This is a genomic window from Nocardia jiangsuensis (genome assembly GCF_042650385.1).
Classification (GTDB): Bacteria; Actinomycetota; Actinomycetes; order Mycobacteriales; family Mycobacteriaceae; genus Nocardia; species Nocardia jiangsuensis.
This window is the reverse complement of the sequence record NZ_JBHSAX010000019.1, coordinates 607,453-631,138: the sequence shown is the minus strand read 5'-3', so window position 1 is coordinate 631,138 and position 23,686 is coordinate 607,453. Positions and strand designations below refer to the sequence as shown.

Here is a 23,686-nt window from a genome sequence, read left to right as displayed (position 1 = left end):
CTCCTCACGCACCCCGACATCATCGATGCCGTTGCCGGGCAGGAGAAGACGACACGCCAGCTCATTCTGAACTGATCAGTAAGAGGTGCGCATCGGCAATATCTCTCCTACCGGCGCGAGACGCGGCTAGTCCGGACTGAAGATGCAGACCGCCCCATGCGATCAGGTCAGGTCGCTTCCCAGTACTGAGGCGCGGTTCGATGCTTGTTCGGCAGCGCTCAAGAAATGACAACGCGGCTGCCCAGTCGCCGCCGGAAGTCAACAGAGCAGCACGATGGAAATGTGCCGTTGCCGTCCAGAGGGGGTTGTCAGCTTCGGCAGCAGCCCACCCCATCCGGTCGATAGCCAGGGCAGCGAGGTCGGCATATCCGAGCTTGTGTGCCAGGGAGTGCGTGGAGTAGTACAGCTCGCATAGGAGCGCGAGAGCATGATCGCGCTCGATGCCGACCGTCCGATGCACGACGGCGCGTACCTCCTTGAGCAGGGGCGGCAGCGCATCGCTCAGACGGTGAAAAGACGCGTTGCGCCGGTACTGGCACACCTGAGCTACGTCGACGCCGATCTGGTCTATCGGCCGGAGGTCACCTGAGACTGCACAGTCGATGTCGTAGGCAGCCAGTTCGGTACGCAGAAAGCTGATCGCGGAGTGCACACCGGAGTCGGCTTCGGCAGGCGGAAACGGCTGCCCGTTCAGTTCGCTCACCGGTACGCGCAGCGCCTTCGAGACTGCGCCGAGGAATGCCGGAGTGGCTGCCACCCGCCCTTGCTCAACAGAGCGCACAAGCCCGATCGACACGTTGGCACGTCTGGCGAGTTCCTTCTGGGTGACACCTGCGATTTTCCGCGCTTCGGCGACCGCCTTTGCTGCCCCACCCTCGACGTGGCTCATACCCACCATCCTGTTCCAGCGTTATCGCTCAGGGTACGAAGTTTCTTCGTACTTCGGGGTTCTCCGCGCTGGCACGGTTGCCCCTAACCCCGCTAGCGGGTGACAGACGCTCCTCGCTAGCGGGGCTGACCAGCTACGACAGGGAAGGCATTGGGGGCAGAGCTATGCCAGTCCAGGTGGGCAAAAGCAGCCGCACGAAGCTCTCGGCGAAAGCAGAGGCAGGCAGTACCTCGACCGGCGAGGGAGTCCCATACGGGTCGCAACAGATCGTGAGTGCGCGAGCGCTGCTCGTGCGCTGTGAGCGGCGGACTCCGGATGCGGGCGGTTACTCCGGGTTGCTGGAGCGACTGGTGTCGGCGGGTGTGATCACCGCACGGGAAGCCATTGCCTATGCCGGGCAGCCGCCAGCCGAGGCGGTGGCCGAGTTAATCGCGCACGTGCGGGCAGTGGATGCCATCGCGGACGCGCGAGCCCGGTCCGGAGAAGGGTCGTGACCGCTGATACCGCGCGCAGCCGATGCCTGTTCTATCGCAACACCCTGTACCTACCGGCGACGGTCGACCCGGTCACCGGTGGGATCAACGTCCGTGTCGGACTGGTGTGGGCAGTCGAAATACCCTCACACATCGCGCAATTGGTGAAGATCGACCTCCATCGGCGAGGCCAGGGCGGTGGACCGATCGTGTGCAACCCGCGCAGGGCGGTGTGGACTTTCCTGATCCGCTCGGAGGTTCCCGCCGCTGTCGCGGCAAGGGAGGCCCCGCTGTGGAACGGCCACCGGATGGCGATCCTCGCTCCCGGCACGCAGGTTCCGCTGCCTTCCCCGCAGGGGCGCGGCGTGTTCTACCGGCGCTGGATCACCGCCCCACCCGGTCCGTACCGGCCCTCCGGGCTGGTCGTTCTCGGCTCGGTCAGGGCCGCGCTGTCGGCGCTGAATCAGAACGCGACCACCACCCGTATTCCCCGTATCCCCGCTCGAGTGTGAAGGGACCGCGAGTATGTCCGAATCGAACCCGCTCCCGGTCGCCGAGCCGTCAGCGTTGCCGTCCTCGACCGATCTGCTGGCCGCGCTCGCGGGCGATGTCCCGCGCCACCACCAAACATGCTCGCTTGCTCTACGCGGTGTTCCTGCTGGCGGATCTGGACGCGTGGATCAATACCGACGGGGTGGTGAGCAGAGACGGCGTCGAGGGCTCGGTGATCATCGATGGACTCGGCATCCGCAGCTTCGAGGATTCGGCGCGAGAAAAGCTGTCGCGGGTGATTGCTGAAGAGACCAGGGACTACCCCGACGCGGCTGATCACGTCGTGCTCATGGTCCGTTCCAATCAGAACTCCGGGGTGCCAGGCGCCGCACGGCTCTACGACATGACCACGAACAACGCCCTGTTCTGAACCGCAGAAACCACCCGGAGCCGCTTCGGAGACGAGGTAAACCCTTTGTGCGACAGAGCGATCGGACTCATCCATCTCGATTTGCCCGGCAATGAGCCCGCTCATTGCACCGTCATCGCTGAACTCGCCCGCGCTGAAACTCTCCAGCTCGCCGAGGTCGTGACCATCGATCACGGCACCTACATGCCCATCACCTACATCATCACCGCCGCCGCCCGCGCCGGCGCCGAGGTCGTCATCGCCCCGGACCTGGCGCATTTCGGCACCGGATACACCGCGATGACTCTCGCGTGCGGACTACTGGTCCCTACCGGGCTCATACCCCGTCGACCGCAGCGGCCGTAACCGCACCCCGGCCGTGCCACGGCCCGGCAACTGAACAACGGAGGAGCCGATGAGCGACCCGACAGAGAAGCGACTGGGCCAAGCCCAGCAGAAGGCCAGGACACACAGCATGAGGGTGCAGCAGCGCAAGTCCCCGCCATACGGCTGGGAACTGGTCACTACGGGCGGACGGGTCATCGAGTCGGGCACCCTCACCGACATCGAAATCGCGCTGCACCACCAGGACCAGACCCGAGAGCCCAGCGAGCCCCCTCTCCCAACTGGGCAGTCAACGGTAAGAGCCAGTAAGGAGACACCTTGGCAGCCCCTGCCCATTCGTACTCCGCTGGTTGGCAGCAACACGATGAAGGCAGCGGCCCGGCCACTCCCGCCGCCACAGAGAAGTTCGCTCCGAAGTTTCGGATCATCGAGCGGTCGCACGCACGGTGCGCACACTGCCTGCCAGGACTGCTGCACCTTATTGGAGTTACCCGCACCTTCTTTGGCTTGCGCCTACCCCGGATATCTGCGAGCCAGCGTATCTCTATCTATACCAAATCTCAGACATGCGGGGAGACCTGGACTTGTACCACCAAGGAGCGAACGCGACTCCTTTCATTGGCCTGTCGTGCACATCTCCACCGACCAGCTCACGAATTGCTTGAAGATGTTCAAGCGCTAGGACACATCGGTATAGCCAGTGCTCGTGTGCTAGCGTCTCTCTCAGCTCAGCCTCTGCGATTCTGTCAGTGTGCCATGTCTGCCGGGCGATTCCGCTGTCTCGCCGATCGAGCGCATTCGACGGCCGATTTAACTTCGATCTCTCTGAGGTCGGCGTGCCAAGCCGAGCGAAAGTCATCACCCGCGAAGGCCGCTCTCCTGTCACCTGCTCTAAGTACATGAGGTGAGCGAGTCGGTGCCTAACTTTACTACATCTTGCAACCTTATCGGCCCACTCCTCGTGGGGCCAGATTACTCCTCGTAGCTCGGCAGCTTCCCTCGCTGTCCCTGCCGCTTTATTGGCATTCTTCGGCGGAACCCAGACTTCCCCTACGGCAGAAAAATAAGCGAACTCTACTTCGGCGATCACAGTCGTCCAGCCGCCGAGCACTTTGAGTACAAGACCTTCCATCGACCCAGAAGGTAACCAAGCTTCGCGCATGAAAGATCTTGTTTGCGACAGGCGAACAAACGCGTCGCCTGACCATTCTAGGCCGGAGGTCTCTTGTGTGTCATTATTGTTTTCGTCAGTCACTATCCGAGGCCAACTTCCGATCTCACGCTATTGACAAATCGGTAGATTGTTTCGCATTCGACTCACTTAACTAAGGCGAGTCCTCAGTAACGCTCATCATCTCGCTGCGCAAAATATGTCCGCTGCTCTCGAAGTCCTGAGATATGATCTACGGCCCATTGCCGTACTCCGCCCGTATAACGAGAGGCCCACTTTTCTAGAACTTGGATTTGCTCTTCAATCCTTTCACTGTGTCCGCGAAATGCCCACTCGCTGCTTACGAAATTCCCATACAGTGCCGCTGAAATCGTTTCATCTTGAGGAAATCTGGTCAGTAGCAGGACTGCTATTTCAGAGATATCTTCAGAACCCGTATAGGCAAGCATTGCAACAATCCGACCACGCTCCCTGTCTTCACTAATCCAATGGTCAAAGAAATCTGCACGAACATCTTTTATCAACCAGCCTCGTGTCGACATTTCTACTCGCCATGAACCACGCTCCAAGTAAGAGATGATAGATTCCCAGACTGCCTCTAAGCGAGCAGCAAGGCACGATGTCAGTACCAGTTTGTCCTCGTCAGGCACGTATAGACCAACTTGGCTACTTTCTATCAACTCCAACAGCATATCTGCAACAGTTACCGCACCAACAGGCAGCGTGCACTGTACAACGCGCGCCCAGTCGTGACCACTATGGCGAAGCTGCGGAAAGTGACGTCGCATCATGACCAACTCCGTCAATACGCCCTCAAATTCGGCAATATCGTCCGCACGGTTAATCAGGATCACAGAAGTGAAGTCCAGTACGGCATTGTAGTCTTCTTGACTTTGAATCCTCGGAAACCAGCCCGATATGAAACGAAACACCTCGTCAAGGTCGATATCTTTGACCCAACCCGCCATCATATTTGCGGCATATGCAGGCGATACTATATCAGCCAGTGTTGATACCAGCGTCATAATTTCGCGCGAAAATGGCGCACGTACCGCAACAGCCAGTTTCTGCCGATCGTTTAGATGCTCCGCATGCGGTCCTCTCAAGAATCTAATGAAAGCATCAGGTGAATCCTGCGTCGACCGACGCAAATATCCGACAAGAACCTCACTGTGGGAGTCGTATTGGGCAGCAAGAACCGACTCTGTTTGACCGCCGATTCCCCACGCTTCACCGAGAGCGTATCCGAGGTCGCCGGACGCTTTTAGGTCGTCGGTCAGGAGAAGCGCAAGCGTCGGGCGCTCTCCGACTTCGTCTAGCTTCTTTAGAGCTTCTGAGATTTTCGTACGCAGCTCACCTGGCTGCAAGTCCCAATATCGCAGACCGAGAAGGGTCCTCAGGTTCTCGATGCTCGACATCTCAGGCAGCATTTCGACGAGCTTGCGTAGACCTTCGCGACGGACCGAAAGGCTTTCGGAGTCGGTATTGAGTCCAGATTCTTCAACGCTTCTAAACATCAAATCCAGCGAGGTAGTCGCTATGCGAACTTTATGAACTGCCGACCCTTGTAGACGTGATAACGCATCAGTCAAGGCTTCCAGCACAGGCGGAATCTCAAGAGCAGGATGTATAGATTCGATCAGCGCAGCAAGCGCTGCCTGCGCAATTTCTACGTCGGTGTCGTCCGAAAGTTTCCGCAACAGCTCTATAATTTTTATCTGATAGCTAAAGGCTTCGTGCCAGAACTCGGGTACACCTCGACGTTCGACAAAAACGCCGCCTTGAATCTCGCCCGACACTGAAGCAAACTGATCCAAACGCATCGCCTGTCCGGCTGCGCGCACCGCCAACGATCGAACACTTACACGTGGGTCCGAAATCATTTCTGCTAAGTACTGAAGTCGAATTTCGGGGCCTGCACTAGTGAGCGGAAGGATGGTTCCAAAAAGCCCGATCCAGACCTCTGTGGCATTATCGGACCACTGTTCGTTCTCGTTCAACGCGAGCTTCAATAAGCTATCCGCAGACTTGACGAAGAATCGAGAATGCCATGCCAGCTTCTGGAGCGTCCAAACCAGGTTTCGTCGAATCCCCCTCAAGCTACGTATGACGTCATCTTCCGAGCGATCTACCATACGCGTCAGATATGACGATATAGCGTCAGGTGAAATTATGGCTAACGATGGTAGCAGATCAGAGTACTTACCGCTCTCAAGCTGCTCCAGGTTCCCGAATGCTGCATTAGATACCAAGAGGTCGTGCACTGCACGTTCCGTTGGTTCAAATCGCCCAATATCGGCAGCCCGCTCAAATAGCCTATAGGCAAGATCTGCGTTAAGGCTAGGAATCAGATTAGTGACGATTTGATGGCGATATGTCTGCCACGCGTCCGATGCGAGGTAAATCGCGGCGGCGTTCGGCGTAACCGCTCGGTAACGTCCACGCCTAGTGAGCAGGTCAGCCTTTTCTAATGCTCGCCCGGCTTTCCTCAAGTCCCGATGATCTATCTCGAGTGCATCTGCTATCAGCCTGGTTTCTGCTTCTAGCTCTCCGTCCCATCCGATTTTTCCGAAGAGCGCAAGGGGAGCGGAATCATCGAAACTAGATTCATTGATCAGTCCGGAAACATAGTTCCGAATATGATACAAGGACACTAGACCCTGCGTAGTGACGCTTGGATCTTCAATGACTCGATCCGCGAGCCATAATGCGTAGAAGATATTTCCAGCCGATAATCTTGCCACGACTCGATTTGCCTCAGACCACAAAGCAGGCTTCGTAGAGGCGAGGACCATAGAGATTGCTTCCTCCGTCATGGCTGATATTTGAACTTGAGGGGCCAGTACGACGCGATTGCCAGCGTCCCCTATCGTGACAAGCTTGATCCTGCTTCCAGACGGCAATGCACTCGCAAGGGTTTCATGTTTCTGACTGTCGCATTGGTCAGCAACTACGATCGCCGCTCGACCTTGTTTGGCGAGGTCTTGTATATAGACTGCGCTTGATAAAGAGTCGGATTCGCCAATGTACGCGACCAGATTTACCTGATCGTGGCCACGGATGGCCTCCAGTACGGTTCGAGTCTTGCCGACTCCGCTGACCCCACTCACACGGATCACCGCATCGGTATCAATATACTTGCGTAATTCTTCGATGACCCTAATGCGATCCTTTTCCACCCAATCCGACTGATGCCTAGACGAAGACGACCAGACCTCAAAATCGGTGGCGATCTGCCCTGCACCACCAACTATCGAGGACACTGCCAGCGCCGGAAACGACTCAGCCCATCTCGCGATTTTGTTTGCATCAATAACCTCAAACAAATCTGGATCGCAAGGTAGTTTGAGACTTTTTGCCTCAGCAATTAGTGCGGACTTCCGGTTGTTTTGGCAGCGCGCGGTAAGAGCCTTCCCGACCACCAACCTGTATTGAGCTCCATGCCTAATTCGTTCTTGCGCCCAAAGCGCGCCTCGCAGTTCCTGCCTGCACATTCCGGGTGCGAGGTCGCCCTTCTTGAATTGCCATACAGACTCCCCGGCCGGTATCCATTCGCTGCCTACCGAACGCGTGACTGCCGCATCGACTCCTCCGTCTGGCGTATTTTCGCTGAAGTTTGTTACGAGCGTTGCCCCAGCTTGCCTTGCCGCCGAATGTTCGGTGTCAAGCAGGCGATTTACGAATGCAGTGAACGAGTCGCCGAGACGAGTAATCTGTTCTGGCTTGACGTCGAACGGACCGAACAGAGGAGTCATGGCTAGATGGTATCGGAGCACCGTGCCTACTTTCGGGCACTTCTTTCCGATTATGTTCGTGTCGGGTCACGGTGACTACACCTGGTGACGGCGGAATCAGAGTGTGTAACGAACGTCTCACCCCGGCCAGCAGCGCGACCTCTTCGCGCCGCAACCCCGGCACCCGCCGGTACCCGGTGCTCGGCAGGTTCACTGCGGCCGGGTCGAGCTGGGCGCGCCGCGCTTTCAGATAGGCGCCGAACTGCGTGGAAGCCATGGGTTCGAGGGTAGGCGGGGGTGCGGGGGAGAGCCTGGGTGCGCTGCTCCCAGGAACTTCCCGCCCTGTCGGCATTGCGACCCTATTGAGCCGACAGACCGCCTGGTCGGTGCCGTATTCAGTGGCTCGGAGGCCACTACACAGTGGTACGTTCGCCGACATGCTCAGCTCGGACGCCAAGACCGTCGGCTTGGCCCTGGTGACCTACCAGAGCGCTGAAGATCTTCCCGGGTTCCTGGAGACGTTGGCGGCTGCCGTGGAGCCGTACGCGGTCGACATGATCGGCGTCGACAACGTCTCCAGCGACCGCAGCGCCGAAATTGTCGAAGAGTTCGGTGGCCGCGTCATCAGCAATCCCCGCAACGTCGGGCTCGCCGCGGCGATCAACCAGGGTGCTGCCGCGACCAGTGCGGAGTGGATTCTCGTCGCTAACCCGGACACCCAGCTGATGCCGGGCTCGATCGCAACACTGGTCGACACCGCTGCCTCCGATCCGCGTATCGGCATGATCGGGCCGCGGATCGCCCGCTTGGACGGCACCCCATATCCGAGCGGGCGGCGATTCCCGTCGCTGGCAGTCGGCATCGCCCACGCCCTACTGGGCGGCGTCTGGCCGGGCAACCCGGCCACGCGGCGCTACTTCGGCACCCCGGTAACCGGGGTAACCGACGTGGACTGGATTTCCGGGTGCTGCATGCTGTTCCGGCGCGAGGCGTTCGACGCGGTCGGTGGCTTCGATGACCGCTACTTCCTCTACTTCGAGGAAACCAAGATGGCCTTGGACATGCATCGCGCGGGGTACCGGGTGGTGCTCGATCCGAGCGTGGAGATCCGCCACCGTGAGGGCGGCAGTATGCGGTCCGCGCCGTACCGCAAAGTCCGCACCCACCACCGCAGCGCCCTGCGGTTCTACTGCGACTACCATCGGGGCACCGGGTGGCTGGCGTTCGCGCCGCTGGTCGCGGCCGGATTGGTCGTGCGGGGCGCGGTCGCGGTGGCGCTGACCGCGTTGCGTCGGCGCATGGCCAGTTCGTAGCCGATATTGATTCGGGTCGTGGATCGAGAGCGTGTGCGAACGCCTCGTACCTGGGCGCGGACAAGCGCCAGGAGTCGAGGATCGTGGGTAGGTCCGGGTCGATGAGATGCCTCTGACGGCAGACCACGGAACTGTCGGTGCACGAGGTTACGATCACCGACTGTGCGGATAAAGGACGAGATCCTGATGAAGATCGCCGACACGGTCGATCCGGAAGTTCGTTCTCAGCTTGCAAGCACAGCATTGGGCTGGAATATGGATCGGACAGCGGTGCAGAAGGCGGGTCGATATACGGATGAAGAAATGGCGGCCTTGATCGAAGCAACAGAGCCGGAACGGCGCGAACGGGAACACAGTCGCGCTGTGCGCGAGTGGGCGGAAAAGGTGCGGCGCGAGGGTGGATATAACCCGAAGGAGCGGGGGTCGGGCTGATGTTGCGCCTCCCCCTGTCCGCTGGTTCGAGGAGCGTGTTACGAGCGACTCACCTCAGTAGGGGCTCGGAAGAGGACCACAACGGGGTCCGGGGTCGACGGAATCAGCCAACGGATGTCAGGCGGGTGCCGATCCTCCTTCGGCTTCGCCGGTGTGATCTGCTATTCCGCTTTCGGGTTTCTTCGCGGAAGTCTGTGTGAGTCATAAGGAAGGGTTGGAGCAGGGCCCGCATGAACGCGGGTCCGTCGTCCTCCCAGGATATGTAACGTCCTTCGCCGAGAATTTCTACTCCGAACTGGTGCAGTTTCTGCGCAACAGCGGATCATGTCGAGTCCAGGACCGTTGAAGTGACTTGGCCACCAGGGGTCAGGCGAAACTTCGCAGCGCGTGTCGGCGTTCGGGTCCCATTGATACATTGCGATGATCGTCGGTGTTTTCTCGGTCATTTCCAGTCTTTCCGAACGATTATCTCGATGAGTCAGGAATCTCAGCCAACCGATCAACCACGGTTTGCGCTCGCGCCGCTCATAGGCCTGCCGGTGAGAAAACCGCCGGTACGCGGTGCTCGGCAGGTTCACTGCGGCCGGTCGAGTTGTGCGCGCCGCGTTTTCAGGTAGGCGCCGAACTGCGTGGAAGCCATGGCTTCGAGGGTAGGGGGCGAGCCTGGGTGCGCTGCTCCCAGGAACTTCCCGCCCTGCCGCCGACTCCGCACGCCAAGCACGGTGGAACCCATGACCACTACCGAAACCAGCAAAATCGTCCTCGTCACCGGCGCCAGCAGCGGAATCGGGGAAGCCGTCGCGCTGCGGGCGGCGGCTCGCGGGCACCGGGTGTTCGCCGGTGCGCGGCGCACCGACCGGCTGCGGGCCTTGGCCAAGCGCGACGACCGGATCCACCCGGTGCGGGTCGATGTCACCGACCTCGCCGATGTGCGGGACTTCGTCGACCGGGCTGCCGAGCGGTACGGCCGGGTCGATGCCTTCGTCGCCAATGCGGGCGTCATGCCGCTGTCCCGGCTGGACCGGCTGCTCGTGGACGAGTGGCAGCACATGCTCGACGTCAATATCGGCGGGCTGCTGCACAGCATCGCGGCCGTGCTGCCCCGGTTCACCGCGCAGGGCAGCGGGCACTTCGTGACGGTGGCGAGCGTGGGCGCGCACGAGGTGGTGCCGACCAGCGCGGTGTACTCGGGCACAAAGCACGCGGCCTGGGCGATCACCGAGGGGCTGCGGCAGGAGAGCGCGCCGGGGATCCGGGTCACCACCGTCTCTCCCGGTGTGGTGACCTCCGAACTCGCCGACTCGATCACCGACCCCGGCGCCGCGGAGGCCATGCGCGGCTACCGCGCGCACGCCATGGCTCCGGAGGCGATCGCGGCCGCGGTGGACTACGCGCTGCACCAGCCGGCCGAGGTGGATGTCAACGAGATCGTGGTGCGGCCCGCGCGGCAGCGCTGACGGTTCAGCCCATCTCGATGATGGCCCGGCCGACGATCTCGCCGCGGGCGAGCGCCTGGTACGCCTCGTCGGCCTGTTCCAGCGGGTAGCGGCGGGTGATGAGCTCCTGCGGGGCGACGCTGCCCGCGGCGACCAGGCGCAGCAGCGCGGGCATGTCGGTGCGCGCCTTGGCGCCGTAGGAGCCGCGGATCTCCAGTTTGCGGCGCACCAGCCGGGCCAGGTCGACGGCGCCGGTGGACCCGGCGGGGGCGATGCCGACGACGACCGCGCGCCCGCCGTCGTCGAGGATGTCGAGCGCGGTGCCGAAGGTGGCGGCGTTGCCGAGTGCCTCGAAGGCGATGTCGACGCCGTGCCCGTCGGTGAGCTCCCTGACCCGGGCGACCACGTCCTCGGTGGCGGCGTCCACGGTGTGCGTGGCGCCGAGCTTGGCGACGGCGGACAACTTCTCCGCGCCGAGATCGACCGCGATGATCTGCGCGGCCCCGGCCGCGGCGGCGAGCTGCACGATCGAGGAGCCGACCCCGCCCGCGGCGACCACCGCGACCCGCGCGCCGATCCCGAGTTCGGCGGTGCGCAGTGCGCCGAGCGCGGTGAAGGTGCTGCAACCGAGGATGGAGACCTGGTTCAGCGCGACCCCGTCCGGTACCCGGAACACGTCGGTGGCCGGGACGACGCAGTACTCGGCGAGCCCGCCCATGGAGTACATGGCCAGCGGTGACCCGTCGGCGGCGGTGAGCCGCGACTCCCCGTCGTAGAGCGCCCCTTTGAGCCGGTTGTAGGCGAAGAACTTCTCGCAGAGGTCCTCCATGCCGCGCACGCAGTGCCTGCAGTCCCCGCACGGCATGATGAAGCTGCACACCACCTCGTCGCCGACGGCGACGCCGGTGACCTCCGGCCCGAGCTCGGCGACCACGCCGGAGACCTCGTGCCCGAGCACCGCGGGGGTGGGGAAGGCGACCTCGGAGCGCAGCACGTGCAGGTCGGTGTGGCACACCCCGCAGGCGGTGACCCGCAGCAGCACCTCGCCGCGCCGGGGCGCCGGGCGCGGGATCTCCTCGATCACCAGCCGGGGTTCCGAACCGTAGTAGACGGCTGCCTGCACCGCACCCTCCTCACCTCGCCGCTCCCACCGCCTCGCTCGCCGGTGGCTCTCGCGGCCATCGTGTCAGCCGGGCGGGCTATCCGGCAGCGGAATCCCCGGCACGGCGCACCGGGGCGGCCGCTCCGGCCTCGAAGGCGCGGGCGATCAGGGCCGAGCGCAGGTACCAGAGGCCGTGCGCCTGGCCGGGGTCGAAGCCGGTGAGCTGGCCGATCCGGCGGAACCGGTGGTCGACGGTGTTGGCGTGCACGTGCAGGGCGCGCGCGGTGCGCTGGCGGTTCAGGTCCTTGGCGATGTAGGTGCGCAGGGTCTGCAGCAGGTCGGGCTGTTCGTCGAGCGGCTCGAGCGCGGCGGCGAGCACGGTGCGCGCCGGGCCGGGGCGGGCGAGCTGGTACTCCAGCACCAAGTCGTCGAAGCGGTGCAGCCGATGCGGCCAGCCGAGCCGCTGCACCACGTCGAGCAGTTCGTGCGCCTGGTCGGTGGCGAGCGGGATCTCCTCCCGCCCGGCCCGCACGGTGGTCGCGACCAGCGGCACCTGCGCGGCCAGCGCGAGCCGGTCGATCAGGGTGTCCAGCGCCTGCTCGGTGTAACGGTCGGTGGGCAGCAGCACGGTGCCGCCGTCCACGCTGAGCAGCGCGAGCGCGTCGCCGCCGCAGTGGTCGGCGAGCGCGGCCTGCAGCCTGCGCAGCTTGCGCCGGGCCACCACCTGCGCGTCGAGGGCGATGTTGTGTTCGTCGCGGTGCGGCGGGACGGCGAGCGCGAGCACGTGGTAGGAGTCGGCGATGGCGACCGCGCTCTCCCTGGCCATGGTGGAGGTGCTGCGCCCGCCGAGCAGCGCGGAGGTGAGCGTGTGCACGGCCGTGTGGTGCTCGGAGACCACCGATTTCAGCTCGCGCACGTAGGCGGTGGAGACCGCGCGGGTGATCCGGTCCTGGATCTCCATGAACTTGCGTGCCAGGTCGACCATGGCGGGGGAGTCCTGCGCGCCCGCCTTGGCCACGATCAGGTCGAAGCCGATCCGCAGCCCCTCGTGCACGGCGTTGTGGATGGCGTCGATCGGGATGCCCTCGCGCGCCCAGTCGGCGGCGGCCTCCTGCACCCGCTCGGTCTTGTCGGTGGTCTCCCTGCCGTCGAGCAGGTCGAGCGCGAGCTCGAGGCAGATCCGGGTGACCACGGTGATCTCGCCGCTCAGCGCGTCACCGGGCAGCGTGCCGCAGGGCACCACATTGTCGGCGAAGTGCCCGACCAGGCGGCGTGCCAGGGTCCGGACGTCGCGCAGGTGGGCGGATGCGGGCCGCCCCGATACGAGCAGATCCGCTGTGGCGGGCGCGTTCTCGATCACCGTGGCCCTCCTGCCTGGTTGCCGATCGACTTGATCAGCCAGTGGCAACTGTCACAATTGGAGGGTACGTGATCGTTCATCGAGGTGGAACCTGTTTCGATATCGGGTTTTCCGTAGTGAACGCTATGGTAAGTGGGAGTTTGCTGCCACCTCGGGGTGGAATGGTTGCCGGTCGGTGGCCGTCCCCGGCACCGGGTGGCAGGATCGGGCGGCACCGCGGGCGGCGTGGCGCGGCACCAGGGTTCGAGCGAGGCGAGGGTGGCCGGTGGACGAGCAGCGCGAGTACCGGGTCGGCGAACTGGCCGAGCTGGCCGGGATCCCGGTGCGCACGCTGCGCTACTACCAGGAGCGCGGGCTGCTCCAGCCGCCCCGCCGGGCGGGCCGCACCGCCTGGTACAGCGCGGCCCACCTGGCGCGATTGCGGCTGATCGGCGACCTGGTCGCCCGCGGCTACCGGCTCGACGGCATCGAGGAGCTGCTCACCGCCGCGGAGAAGGGGCGCGGGCTGGCGGAGATCCTCGGCTTCGGCTCGGTCGCCACCGTGGACTGGGCGCACAGCGACCCGGTCGAGCTGACCGCGGCCGAGCTGCGCGCCCGCTTCGGCGAGCAGCTCACCCCCGAGGTGCTCGCGGAGGCGATCGAGCTGGGGTACCTGCGCCGCCGCGGCGAGCACTACAGCCACCCCAGCGCCCGGTTGCTGGAGGCCACGCTGACCCTGGTGGCGGTGGGTATCCCGCTGCGGGCGGTGCTCGCGATGAGCTGGGAGATCGAGGCGGCCTTCGACCGGATGGCCTTCTCCTTCGTGCACGCCTTCCGCAGCCACGTGCTCGACCGCATGCTCGACGACCCGACCCCGGAGAACCTGGAGCGGCTGATCGGCGCCGTCGGCGAGCTGCGCCCGGTAGCGCGGACCGTGGCCGACGAGCAGTTCGGGCGGGCCATGCGCAGGCGGATCCGGAGCGAGATCACCGAGATGACGCAGTTGATCGCCGAGGCGGCGGGCACGGAGAGCCGCTAGCCGGCGCTGTCGCGGTCGTGGGTGGCGATCCCGTCGCCGGTGGTGAGCCGGACGTCGGGCCGGGCGGCGAGCGAGGCCGGCGCCTCGTCCGGGTAGCGGCCCGGAACGCTGCCCGATGACGAAGGGGTGCGGCGCGATCGGCGGCACCCGGGCGCTGCCGCCCGCGGTGTCGGCGCGCGGCTGCTCGTACCGGTCGCGCAAGGTGCCCCTCGATACCTTGCGGGTCCGGGCCCGGGCAGTCGGCGGCTGCAGGGGAGCTCACCCCTGCCGCGCGGCCTCCCGGATGAGGTCGGCGAGGACCGCCGGGTGGTCGAGGTGCAGTGCGTGCGCACCCGGCACCACCCGACGGCGGACCCCGAGCAACCGGGTGAGCGCGGCGTCGGCCCGGTAGCGCGGCTCCGGGGAGTCCGCGCCGACGGTCAGCAGCGTCCGTTCGGCGATTCCGGCGGGCAGCGGGCGGGGTTCGAAGGCGCGGAACATGCGCAGCTCGGCGGCGATCGTGCCGGGATCGGCGGTGGTGAGCCCGTCGTGCCAGGAGTCCCCGTACAGCGTCCGGGCGAAGGCGCCGGTCCCGCCGTCGGCGAAGGCCGCCGCGACCGGCGCGAGCAGCCGGGGGACCAGCGACCCGGCGGCCGGTTCGTGCAGCACCGCGGCGGCGAAGGGCACTCCGCGCGCGGCGAGTTCGAGCCCGAGCGTCGCGCCGCCGCTCACCCCGGCCACGACCGCTCCGGCGCAGCGCGGGGCGAGGAAGGCGATCTCGGTGTCGAGGTCGCCGGATTGCGGGCGGGTGGGGCAGTCGAGCTCGTATCCGGCGCCGAGCGCGGCGGCGACCCCGGCCCAGACCCGGCCGTCGGTGGCGGTGCCGTGCACCAGCACGACCCTCACGCGCCGGGCACCTCGAACACCACGGTGATGCTGCCGCCGCCGGGCGGCCCCTGGTGCTCGGCCCCGCCCGAGACGTAGACGGCGCCGTCGCCCTTGAGCGCGGCGAGCAGCCCGCCGACGGCGGCGCGGGCGTGCCTGGTGGCGGCGAGGTCGGAGTCGGTGAGCATGGTGTGGCGCAGCCCGCGCACGGTGCCCGCGGGGTCGGCGTCGGCCTTGGCGAAGATCTGGCGCACGGTGCCGCCGCGCGCGGCGACCTCGTCCAGCAGCCCGCGCACGGTGGCGATGTCGATGGCGTCGCGCATCCGGCCGTGCAGCGCGCGCAGCGGGTTGGCGGCGCGGGCGCTCTCGGCGAGCACCAGCACGTGGCAGTCGTCGAGTTCGGCGCCCGCACTGGTGGAGGCGCGCGCGGAGTCGACGTCGGCGTGCCCGGCGAGCGCGGCTTCGGCGGTGCGGGTGTCGCATTCGCCGAGTGCGACCGCGACCCCGAGCGCGGCGGCCGCGCGCGAGTGCCCCATGGAGGCGTAGGTGTCGGCGGCGACCGGCGCGGCGCCCGCCGCCCGCACCGCGGCGATCCGGTCGGAGGTGAGCAGCGGGCATTTCACCAGGACCAGGTGCACGTCGCCGGGGTCGGCGCCGAGTTCGGCGACGAGCTTGCCGACGGTCTCGGTGACCGCGCCGAGCTGGGCCGGGCGCCCGATCTCGGCGGGGTCGAGTGCCCGGCTGCGTCCGGCGGCGGCGACCAGCCCGCGGTCGTGGCCGGGGTGGGCGCGCGGGTCGCGCACGATCAGGTTGACGTGCGGGCTGAGCACGCCCTCGGTGCCGCCGGAGAAGACGGTGATCGCGCCGGGCAGCCGCGGCTCCCAGACGGCGGCGGCCAGGGTGCGGCTGAAGTCGTTGACGCAGCCGTTGCCCTCGGTCTTGCCGATCACGGCGAGGATGTCGTCGGCGCGCAGCCCGGCGGGGTGGAGCGCGGTGAGCGGGGCGAGGTCGTCCGGGCCCGCGGTGGGGACGGTGAGCAGGGCGATGCCGGTCATGCGGGCAGCTCCTCCGGGGTGCGGGTGAGGTGGTGGAAGACCAGGTTGAGGGTGAAGGCGACGAGGACGGTGCTGGTGATGGCGCCACCGACGATCACCTTCAGCGAGGTGGGCAGCCCGTCGTAGAGCTCGGGCGCGACGATCGGGATCATGCCCGCGCCCATGGCGAGCGAGACGATGAGCAGGTTGTCGGTGCGGGCGTAGTCGACCGTGGCGAGGGTGGCGATGCCGACCCCGGCGACGGTGGCGAACATGACCAGGCTGACCGCGCCGATCACCGGCCCTGGCAGGCTCGCCACCACCTCGCCCATCTTGGGCACCAGCCCGAGCACGACCAGCAGCCCGCCCGCCACCACCACCGCGCCGCGGGCGGCGACCCCGGTCATCCGGACCAGACTGACGTTCTGCGCGAAGATCGTGTCCGGGAACGAGGTGAGCACGCCGGCCAGCATCGCGGAGAGGCCGTCGGCGGCGAGCCCGCGCCCGATCACGGCCGGAGTGGCCCGCTGCCCGGTGTGCTCGGCGGTGGCGAGCAGGTAGGCGGTGGATTCGGTGAAGATCACCAGCATCACCAGGCACAGGGAGACGATGCCCGCGATGGGGAAGGTCGGCGCGCCGAAGGGGAACAGGTCGGGCAGCCCGAGCCAGCCCGCGGCCCCGACCGCGGAGAAGTCGGTGAGCGAGAGCGCGGCGGCGGCGGCGGTGCCGAGCACCAGCGCGACGAGCACCGCGGACTGGGCGAGCAGCCCGCGCCCGTAGCGCATGAGCGCCAGGATCAGCAGGATCACCCCGGCGGCGACGAGCAGCCGGGCACCGCCCGCGGGCTCCTCGCCGAAGGTCATGGTGACGGCCTTGCCGATGAGCGAGAGCCCGATCATGGCGATGGCGGCGCCGCGCACGACGGGCGGGAAGAAGCGCTGCAGCCGGGAGAACGGCACCGCGACCAGCACGCCGAAGATGCCTGCGGCGATCATCGAGCCGTAGACGGCGGAGAGCCCGTACTCCTGGCCGATCAGGATCATCGGGGTGACGGCGGTGAACGAGGCGCCGGCGACCACCGGCATCCGGGCGCCGAGCAGCTTCCCGACCCCGGCGGCCTGCACCACGGTGATGACCCCGGCGACCAGCAGGTCGGCGTTGACCAGCGCCGCGATGATCGAGCGGTCCAGTCCGAGCGCGGCGCCGAAGACCAGCGGCACCGCCACGCAGCCGGTGTACATGACGAGCACGTGCTGCATGCCGAAGAGCACGGTGCGCCACCAGGCCAGGGTGGCGGCGGGCGGGGATTCCGCCGGGGCGAGTACGGACACGGGGACCTCCGGGTTTCTGCTGAGCTACCCCGCTTTTGTATACAACTTCTGTTTCCGGTCGATTACCGTCCGGGTGGATTGCGTTAACTCACCGTGGGCGGTGCGGTGTTTTCGGCGTGTTTGTATACAAATCAGTCGTCGAGTTCGTCGAGCAGTGCCTCGTCCTTGGCGATGTGCTCGTCCATCAGGAACCCGGCCTGCACCGGCGAGCCGGAGAGGATGGCGCGCGCGATGGCCGCGTGATCGCTCCAGGACTCCTCGCTGCGCGCGTCGAGATGTTTGCCGAACAGCCAGGACACCCGGCCGAGCAGCTGCTCGAGCAACTGCCGCAGCTGACTGTTGCCCGACGCCTCGGCCACCAGCTCGTGGAAGCGCAGCACCAGCGGTGGCAGCTCGGCGCGCGCGGCCGCCGAGTGGCTGAGGTCGCGGCCCAGCTCCACCACGCGGGCCAGCTCGGCGGCGACCTCGCCGCCGCGCCTGCGCGCCGCCAGCTGCGCGGCCAGCACCTCGAGCCCGCGCCGCACCTGCACCAGCTCCCTGGCCGCGGTGCCCGACGGTACCGAGACGGTGGCGCCCCGGTACCGCACCAGGGTCACGAACCCCTCGTTCTGCAGCTGCGAGAGCGCTTCGCGGACCGGGATCCGCGACACCCCGAACCGCTCGGCGAGGTCGGTCTCGCGCAGCCGGTCGCCGGGGGCGAGCCGCCCGGCGAGGATGTCGGCGCGCACCGCATGGGCCACGGCGTCCCGCGGGGCGGGCAGGGCGGGGTCGGGTGCGGCGGTCACGGGGTGAGCGTAGCGAGGGCGCGCTGCGTCGGGGCGTGGCGACGGGGTAGCCCACCGGGGAATGCCCGCCGTCGAGAGGATCCGCCATGCCCCGTCACGTGCTCGTCGTCGTCTCCGCCGCCGATCGGTTGCCGCTGCAGGGCGGCGGCAGCGCCCCGACCGGCGTCTACCTGGGCGAGCTGGTGGAGCCGGCGGCGGCGCTGCTGGCGGCGGGGGTGCGGCTGTCGTTCGCGACGCCGGGCGGGCGGGCGCCGACGCTGGACGGCACCTCCTGCAGCCTCGCCTACTTCGGCTTCTCCCGGGCGAAGCGCGACGCCGCCTTCGCCACCTACGCGCGGTTGCTCGACGCCGGGCTCGGCGCCCCGATCCCGCTGGAGAAGCTGCACACCGTCGAGCAGTACGACGGGCTCTTCGTACCGGGCGGGCACGCGCCGCTGGTCGACCTGCTCTACCGCGACGCGCACACCGGCGCCGCGCACAACGAGGACTTCGGCGCGCTGCTCGCGCACTTCCACGCCGCGGGCAAGCCGACCGGGCTGATCTGCCACGCCCCGGCCGCGCTGGCCGCGGCCCCCGAGGAGGACGGGCGCTGGCTCTACGCCGGCTACCGGATGACGTGTTTCAAGACCGTGGTCGACACCATGCTGCAGACGGTCCCGGTGGCGCGGCGCTTCCCCGGCAGGTTGTTCGAGCCCGACCCGGCGCGGTTGCTGGGCGAGCTCGGCGCCCGGGTGGAGCAGACCAGGCTGCCGATGGGCAGCAAGGTGGTGATCGACCGGGAGCTGGTCACCGGCCAGGATCCCTACTCCGCGCGGGCGTTCGGCACGGCGTTCACCCGGCAGGTACGGGCCGCGGATCGCGCGGCGGCCGGGATGGACGGGGTCAGGACGGGAGATTCCGCAGTCGCGCCGCGTCGGTGAGGAACTGGCGCAGCCGGTCCGGTGCCGGGCGGCCGAAGCGCTGGCCCGGCTGGTCCGGGGCCGCGCCCGCCGCGGCCGCGCAGGGGTCGCCGATCGGGATGGTGCCGGGGGCGAACCAGTCGCCGGGGACGTCGGCGCTGTGCACGGTGCGGCCGGTGGCGGCCTCGTAGACGGTGAGCCGGTAGCGGCCCGCGATCAGGGCCAGCTCGGAGCCGTCCTGGTAGCGGCAGTTCGCCACGGGTTCGCCGACACCGGTGCGGGTGGCGCAGGCCACCCACTGCACGTCCTCGGGGCGGGTGGCGCGGGGGAGCCCGGGGTCGCCGGGCGGGGTCACGGCGCCCAGGTCGCCCGCCGCGTAGAGCCCGACCGGGCCCGGTTTCGGCGCGGCGGCGCCGGCGAAGCCGTTCGGCTCGTCGCACATCGCCGCGTAGTCGGCGAGCGCGGGCCGGTTCTCCCGCGCCACGTGCACCCCGACGAAGAAGACGGCGACCACGGTCGCGAGGGCGAGCAGCAGGGCGGTGCCGCCCACCCGGAGGCGGGGCCAGGACTCCGTGTCGAACGCCGACCGCAGTCTGTCGCCGCGGGACGGGGGCGGGGAGTAGTGCTGCCTGGGCCGCAGGGGCTGGGGGTCGGCGCTGTATTCGAGGCGGCGGGGCGGGCGTTGTTCGGCGGGGGGTGGGGTGGGGCGGGGGCGGTGGGGCATGTCGTTCGTCGGGGCGGTGTCGTAGGGGGAGGGTGCCGTGAACGCCGGTGCGGCGTTCGCCGGGGTTCGGGTGAGGCGGACACCGCGGGAGGGGGGTTGTCCGGGGGTCGCCGAGTTCGCCCGCGGGCGTCCGGGCAGTGGTGTCCAGGGGGCGGCCGGTTGCCGGAATCCGGCTCCGGTGTCCGTGGGTGGCGTGGATGTGGCTGCGGGACGCGGGGCGGCGATCGGGGCTCGCGGTGGCAGCGGGGTCGCGGCTTCGCTGCTCGCCGGCTCGTCCGCAGCCGGCTCGTCCGTAGCCGGCTCGTCCGTAGCCGGCTCGTCCGTAGCCGGCTCGTCCGTAGCCGGCTCGGGCCGCCAGGTCTGGGCCGGTGCCGCCCGTCCGCCCGCTGACCGAACGGGTTCGGCTGTGGCCGCAGGGGTGCGTCCGGCCTCGAACGGCTCGTCGATCCGGCCGTCGTCGATCCGGCCGTCGTCGATCCGGCCGTCGGCTATCGGCACGTCCGGAACTCGGGCTTCGGCTGCATGGTCGTCGCGCACCCTGTCGTCGGCCACCCCGGTGTCGGAGTCTTCGGCCCATCCGGACGCGGGCGATTCGGGGTGAGCGGCGCGTCGCGGTGCGTCCACCTCGGTGATCGCGCTCGGCTCCGCCGTCCGCACGCCGGCTCGGCGGCGCGGCCGCTCCGGAAGCGGCGGGATCGGCGCGAGCCACGGCGGGCGCCCGGGCGCGGCCGAGGCCATCGCCGGAACCCGCTCCGGTGCGGCGGATTCCGCGCGACGTGGATCGGCGGGCTCGAGGTCGTCGTCGGTGAATGCCGGGTCGGAGGCATCGTCCGCGAGTGTCGGTTGGGGAGCGGCCGCTCCTGGTCGGCCGGATGGGTCGGCGGCCGCTTCCGAACCGCCGACACCCACTCCGGGGGAGGTGACCCGATCCCCTCCCGACGGTGGCTCGGCGGCGGCGGTGACGGCCCCCTGCGCCGCCACCTCCGCCGCCGAAATCTCGGCTGCCGCCGCGAATCCCTCGCGGGCGAGCGCTTCGGCGGAGGGCAGCAGCTCCGCGAGTTCGAGCTCGGCGAAGGCGGCGGTGAGCGTGGCGATGTCCCAGCGGACCTCGCCGCCGGTCTGCCGCCGGAAGTACCGCTCGACCGCGTCGGGGTCCGCGCTCCCGGCGACGACGACACCGCCTGCGGTCGGCTCGAGCGGTTCGGGATGGCTGACCGCCGACCCCGGCGCGGTCACCAGAACGGCGAGCTCGCCGACGAGCTCGGGCAGCCCGGCCCGCTTCAGCCGGGCCCGCAGCCCGGTCGCGGTCTGCGCGGCCCGCACGTCCGGGGTGAGGCTGGCGACGGGGAGGTCGAGATCGGCGGGGGCGGAGCCGATCCGCCACCGCTGCTCGGTGTCGAGCACCCCGGATTGGCTGCGCCGCAGCCCGGCGATCTCGACGACGGTGCAGTGCCCGGGCGTCCAGACGAGGACGTCGGCCCGGCGGCCGGGCCCGCCCGCGACGCCGGGAAGCTTGCAGCCGAAGACGGCGAGGCCGCCGAGCCCGCGATCGGGCCCGTGCCAGCTCTCGAACCATCGCCGGACAAGTTTCTCGGGACCGGAGAACGTACTGTCCTGCGCGATCACGATCATCTCGCGCCCCCTGGACGGCAAAGTCGAACGGTGCAGTGCCTCAACAGAATACGATGCCCGCCCGGCTTACTTTCCAGTGCCTCCGCGCGCGGGGGCGGTGACACGGCGGCGCAGGGGCGGCGTGATGGCGGGGCCGGGGTGTTTCACCCCGGCGGGGTCAGTGCTCCGAACCGGTGTTCGCGCCAGATGGCGCGCGACGGCTCCTCCGGGTAGCGCCCGGTCACCACTTCGGCACCGTAGATCCGGGTGGCCCTTGCGTGGGGGTCGTACCGGGTCCAGCCGGGATCGCCGGTGCGGGCGAAGCGCACCCATTCGTCGCGCAGCTGCTGGGCGAGCGCCGGAAGCTGTTCGGCGGCACCGGCGATGGCGGCCGGGTGGGCGCGCGCGTCGGCGTCGGTGAGGGTGCCGAAGAGGAGCAGGACGTCGAGGCTGTGCGAGGCGCCCTGGTCGTGCCGGAAGCTCCAGCACAGCTCGTAGAGCCGGACCGGTCCGCCGCCGGCGTGCGCGGCGTCGGCGAGGTGCAGGGTCGGCATGCGGAAGAGCCAGTCGGCGTGCAGCGTCTCGTGCAGCTGGGCGCGGCTCGCGTCCGGGTAGGCGGCGCGGTAGTGGTCGTGGTCGGCGAACCAGCGGAACGCGGCGTCGATCAGCTCGTCGGTGACGGCGCCCGGCTCGGCGGCGAAGAGCCGGTACTCGTCGCGGGTGTGCCCGGTGAGGATCTCGACCTCGCGCGCGGCGCCGCCGGCGAGCGCCTGCCAGGGATCGCACGGGAGCACCTCGCCGTCCACGACGGGGGAGAACGGTGACGGCGTGAGCGCGACGCGCCCCCACCGGCCGGTGTACTCGGGCATGCGCGCCATGACCTCGCCGGTCGCGGCCACCAGCGCCCCCGGCGCGAACCGGGACAGCTCGGCGCGGGTCGCGCGCGCCCCGACCCGGGCGGCGATGTCGGCGGCGATCCGTGCGGCGAGCGCGGGGGTGAAGAAGGTGCCGGGCACGCTCATCGGGACGGCCCTGCGGAAGAGCCCGCGTGCCGCGGGCATGGCGAGCAGCGCCGCGACACAGCCCGCACCGGCGGATTGGCCGATCACGGTGACGTTTGCGGGGTCGCCGCCGTATGCGGCGATGTTCTCCCGCACCCAGTGCAGGGCGGCGAGCTGGTCGAGGATGCCGCGATTGTCCGGGGCGCCGTCGAGGTGCGCGAAGCCCTCGACCCCGACCCGGTAGGTGAGCGTCACCAGCACGACTCCCGCGCGAGCAAGCATCGTCCCGTCCTGGTGCGGATTGTCCGGTCCGCCCTCGTAGTAGCCGCCGCCGTGGATCCAGACCAGGACCGGCAGCCGGGCAGCGCCCGGCGCGGGCGACCAGATGTTCAGGGTGAGGTGCCCGATGCTGTCGGGGTGGCCGGGTTGGGGCACGAAGGGACCGAACGCGAGTGCCGCGCGCACGCCGTCCCACGGCGGGACCGGGACGGGTGCGCCGAAGCGTCGCGGGCCGAAGGGCGGCAGCGCGTAGGGGATGCCGCGGAACACGGCGCCGCCGTCGGTCCGGTGCCCGCGGACGGCTCCGCAGCCGCTCCTGACCTCGATCACCCGGGCACTCTACCCGCCGAGCGATCGCTCACAGTTTGCTGTAGCCGGGCTCCGGGTACGCGATGCCAAGGACGACGGAAAGGAGCGAGGTGGCCACGATCGCGAAGGACAGGCGGTGGCCCGCGCCGGACGCGCTGGCCAGGACCACGCTCGGGGTGGCGACCGCGGCGGTGGTCGGCTCGGCGGCGACCGCGCCGGCCAGCGCCTGGTACCGGCAGCTGCGCAAGCCGCGGTTCCAGCCGCCGCCCGCCGCCTTCCCGGTGGCGTGGACACTGCTCTACGCCGATCTGGCGTTCACCTCGGCCCTGGCGCTGGAGAACGCCCCCGACCCCGGCTACGCGGAGCGGGTGCAGCGCGCGCTGGCCGCGAACCTGGTGCTGAACGCGGGCTGGAGCTGGGTGTTCTTCCGCGCGCACCGGCTCGGCGCCGCCACCCTGACCGCGGCTGCGCTCACCGCGAGCAGCGCGGACCTGACCCGCCGGGTGGCGGCGGCGGACCCGCGCGGGCGCGCGCTGATCGCCTACCCCGCCTGGTGCGCCTTCGCGACGGTGCTGTCGGCCGCCCTGTGGCGCCGCAACCGCCGCTGACACCGGCCGCCACCCGGGCTCGCCCACGTGCACCACAGCTCGCCCATGCGCGCCACCGAGGCGCTGG

The 23,686-nt window shown here is 68.1% G+C and carries 19 protein-coding genes; 9 read left to right on the top strand and 10 right to left on the bottom strand.

Annotated features, from left to right (window positions below; translation table 11 throughout):
• Positions 1–61: 61 nt before the first annotated feature.
• Positions 62–889, bottom strand: a complete 828-nt coding sequence (locus tag ACFO0B_RS26050; protein ID WP_378615265.1) for a helix-turn-helix domain-containing protein — start codon at positions 887–889, stop codon at positions 62–64.
• A 490-nt stretch (positions 890–1,379) separates the two neighbouring features.
• Between ACFO0B_RS26050 and ACFO0B_RS26045 the strand changes: the two genes are divergently transcribed.
• From ACFO0B_RS26045 to ACFO0B_RS26035, 3 genes are all read left to right on the top strand, one after another.
• Positions 1,380–1,874, top strand: a complete 495-nt coding sequence (locus ACFO0B_RS26045) for a DNA-directed RNA polymerase subunit beta (protein ID WP_378615263.1) — start codon at positions 1,380–1,382, stop codon at positions 1,872–1,874.
• A 125-nt stretch (positions 1,875–1,999) separates the two neighbouring features.
• The gene (locus ACFO0B_RS26040) at positions 2,000–2,284 is read left to right on the top strand and encodes a hypothetical protein (RefSeq protein ID WP_378615261.1); all 285 of its coding nucleotides are present in this window, start codon (positions 2,000–2,002) and stop codon (positions 2,282–2,284) included.
• Positions 2,285–2,329: 45 nt separating this feature from the next.
• Entirely contained in the window at positions 2,330–2,629 is a 300-nt protein-coding gene (locus ACFO0B_RS26035) for a hypothetical protein (protein ID WP_357021194.1), read from the top strand.
• A gap of 1,317 nt (positions 2,630–3,946) precedes the next feature.
• Here the strand turns inward: ACFO0B_RS26035 and ACFO0B_RS26030 are convergent.
• Positions 3,947–7,534 carry a hypothetical protein gene (locus ACFO0B_RS26030; RefSeq protein WP_378615259.1) on the bottom strand — a complete coding sequence of 1,196 codons (3,588 nt, stop codon included), beginning with the start codon at positions 7,532–7,534 and terminating at the stop codon, positions 3,947–3,949.
• Between the two features lie 416 nt (positions 7,535–7,950).
• On the opposite strand from ACFO0B_RS26030, the gene ACFO0B_RS26025 reads away from it, so the two are divergent.
• The 3 genes from ACFO0B_RS26025 to ACFO0B_RS26015 all read left to right on the top strand — a co-directional run bounded on the left by ACFO0B_RS26025 (position 7,951) and on the right by ACFO0B_RS26015 (position 10,715).
• On the top strand, positions 7,951–8,826 hold the full coding sequence (locus tag ACFO0B_RS26025) for a glycosyltransferase family 2 protein (RefSeq protein WP_378615257.1): 876 nt from the start codon (positions 7,951–7,953) through the stop codon (positions 8,824–8,826).
• Between the two features lie 186 nt (positions 8,827–9,012).
• Positions 9,013–9,258 carry a hypothetical protein gene (locus ACFO0B_RS26020; protein WP_378615255.1) on the top strand — a complete coding sequence of 82 codons (246 nt, stop codon included), beginning with the start codon at positions 9,013–9,015 and terminating at the stop codon, positions 9,256–9,258.
• A gap of 731 nt (positions 9,259–9,989) precedes the next feature.
• A complete protein-coding gene (locus tag ACFO0B_RS26015) occupies positions 9,990–10,715 on the top strand; it encodes an SDR family oxidoreductase (protein WP_378615253.1) in 726 nt (241 codons plus the stop codon).
• A 4-nt stretch (positions 10,716–10,719) separates the two neighbouring features.
• Here the strand turns inward: ACFO0B_RS26015 and ACFO0B_RS26010 are convergent, their stop codons facing one another.
• Positions 10,720–11,817, bottom strand: a complete 1,098-nt coding sequence (locus tag ACFO0B_RS26010; protein ID WP_378615251.1) for a zinc-binding dehydrogenase — start codon at positions 11,815–11,817, stop codon at positions 10,720–10,722.
• 76 nt (positions 11,818–11,893) lie between these two features.
• A complete protein-coding gene (locus ACFO0B_RS26005; RefSeq protein WP_378615249.1) occupies positions 11,894–13,156 on the bottom strand; it encodes a PucR family transcriptional regulator in 1,263 nt (420 codons plus the stop codon).
• 265 nt (positions 13,157–13,421) lie between these two features.
• Here ACFO0B_RS26005 and ACFO0B_RS26000 point away from each other — a divergent pair, with 265 nt between their 5' ends.
• Positions 13,422–14,174, top strand: coding sequence for a MerR family transcriptional regulator (locus tag ACFO0B_RS26000; protein ID WP_378615247.1), 753 nt, complete (start codon positions 13,422–13,424; stop codon positions 14,172–14,174).
• Between the two features lie 258 nt (positions 14,175–14,432).
• On the opposite strand, the gene ACFO0B_RS25995 is transcribed toward ACFO0B_RS26000, so the two are convergent.
• The 4 genes from ACFO0B_RS25995 to ACFO0B_RS25980 all read right to left on the bottom strand — a co-directional run bounded on the left by ACFO0B_RS25995 (position 14,433) and on the right by ACFO0B_RS25980 (position 18,188).
• On the bottom strand, positions 14,433–15,059 hold the full coding sequence (locus ACFO0B_RS25995; protein ID WP_378615245.1) for an alpha/beta fold hydrolase: 627 nt from the start codon (positions 15,057–15,059) through the stop codon (positions 14,433–14,435).
• Positions 15,056–16,093 carry a cyanuric acid amidohydrolase gene (gene atzD / locus ACFO0B_RS25990; RefSeq protein ID WP_378615243.1) on the bottom strand — a complete coding sequence of 346 codons (1,038 nt, stop codon included), beginning with the start codon at positions 16,091–16,093 and terminating at the stop codon, positions 15,056–15,058. Before atzD ends, ACFO0B_RS25995 begins: the two co-directional genes overlap by 4 nt.
• The gene (locus ACFO0B_RS25985) at positions 16,090–17,403 is read right to left on the bottom strand and encodes a solute carrier family 23 protein (protein ID WP_378615241.1); all 1,314 of its coding nucleotides are present in this window, start codon (positions 17,401–17,403) and stop codon (positions 16,090–16,092) included. The genes atzD and ACFO0B_RS25985 overlap by 4 nt, the downstream gene beginning before the upstream one ends.
• 131 nt (positions 17,404–17,534) lie before the next feature.
• Positions 17,535–18,188, bottom strand: a complete 654-nt coding sequence (locus ACFO0B_RS25980) for a GntR family transcriptional regulator (protein ID WP_378615239.1) — start codon at positions 18,186–18,188, stop codon at positions 17,535–17,537.
• Between the two features lie 86 nt (positions 18,189–18,274).
• Between ACFO0B_RS25980 and ACFO0B_RS25975 the strand changes: the two genes are divergently transcribed.
• The gene (locus tag ACFO0B_RS25975) at positions 18,275–19,108 is read left to right on the top strand and encodes a type 1 glutamine amidotransferase domain-containing protein (RefSeq protein ID WP_378615237.1); all 834 of its coding nucleotides are present in this window, start codon (positions 18,275–18,277) and stop codon (positions 19,106–19,108) included.
• Here the strand turns inward: ACFO0B_RS25975 and ACFO0B_RS25970 are convergent.
• Positions 19,071–21,443 (bottom strand): hypothetical protein, encoded by a 2,373-nt coding sequence (locus ACFO0B_RS25970; RefSeq protein ID WP_378615235.1) that lies wholly within the window; start codon positions 21,441–21,443, stop codon positions 19,071–19,073. The two genes, ACFO0B_RS25975 and ACFO0B_RS25970, sit on opposite strands and share 38 nt — an antisense overlap.
• Before the next feature lie 143 nt (positions 21,444–21,586).
• A complete protein-coding gene (locus ACFO0B_RS25965) occupies positions 21,587–23,032 on the bottom strand; it encodes a carboxylesterase/lipase family protein (protein ID WP_378615233.1) in 1,446 nt (481 codons plus the stop codon).
• A gap of 89 nt (positions 23,033–23,121) precedes the next feature.
• Here ACFO0B_RS25965 and ACFO0B_RS25960 point away from each other — a divergent pair, with 89 nt between their 5' ends.
• A complete protein-coding gene (locus ACFO0B_RS25960; RefSeq protein WP_378615231.1) occupies positions 23,122–23,619 on the top strand; it encodes a TspO/MBR family protein in 498 nt (165 codons plus the stop codon).
• Positions 23,620–23,686: the final 67 nt, after the last annotated feature.

Coding starts and splice junctions, on each gene's coding strand:
- ACFO0B_RS25970 (WP_378615235.1), bottom strand. CDS start 21,443: ATGATCGTGATCGCGCAGGACAGTACGTTCTCCGGTCCCGAGAAACTT.
- ACFO0B_RS26025 (WP_378615257.1), top strand. CDS start 7,951: ATGCTCAGCTCGGACGCCAAGACCGTCGGCTTGGCCCTGGTGACCTAC.
- ACFO0B_RS26020 (WP_378615255.1), top strand. CDS start 9,013: ATGAAGATCGCCGACACGGTCGATCCGGAAGTTCGTTCTCAGCTTGCA.
- ACFO0B_RS26030 (WP_378615259.1), bottom strand. CDS start 7,534: ATGACTCCTCTGTTCGGTCCGTTCGACGTCAAGCCAGAACAGATTACT.
- ACFO0B_RS26050 (WP_378615265.1), bottom strand. CDS start 889: ATGAGCCACGTCGAGGGTGGGGCAGCAAAGGCGGTCGCCGAAGCGCGG.
- atzD (WP_378615243.1), bottom strand. CDS start 16,093: ATGACCGGCATCGCCCTGCTCACCGTCCCCACCGCGGGCCCGGACGAC.
- ACFO0B_RS26015 (WP_378615253.1), top strand. CDS start 9,990: ATGACCACTACCGAAACCAGCAAAATCGTCCTCGTCACCGGCGCCAGC.
- ACFO0B_RS25975 (WP_378615237.1), top strand. CDS start 18,275: ATGCCCCGTCACGTGCTCGTCGTCGTCTCCGCCGCCGATCGGTTGCCG.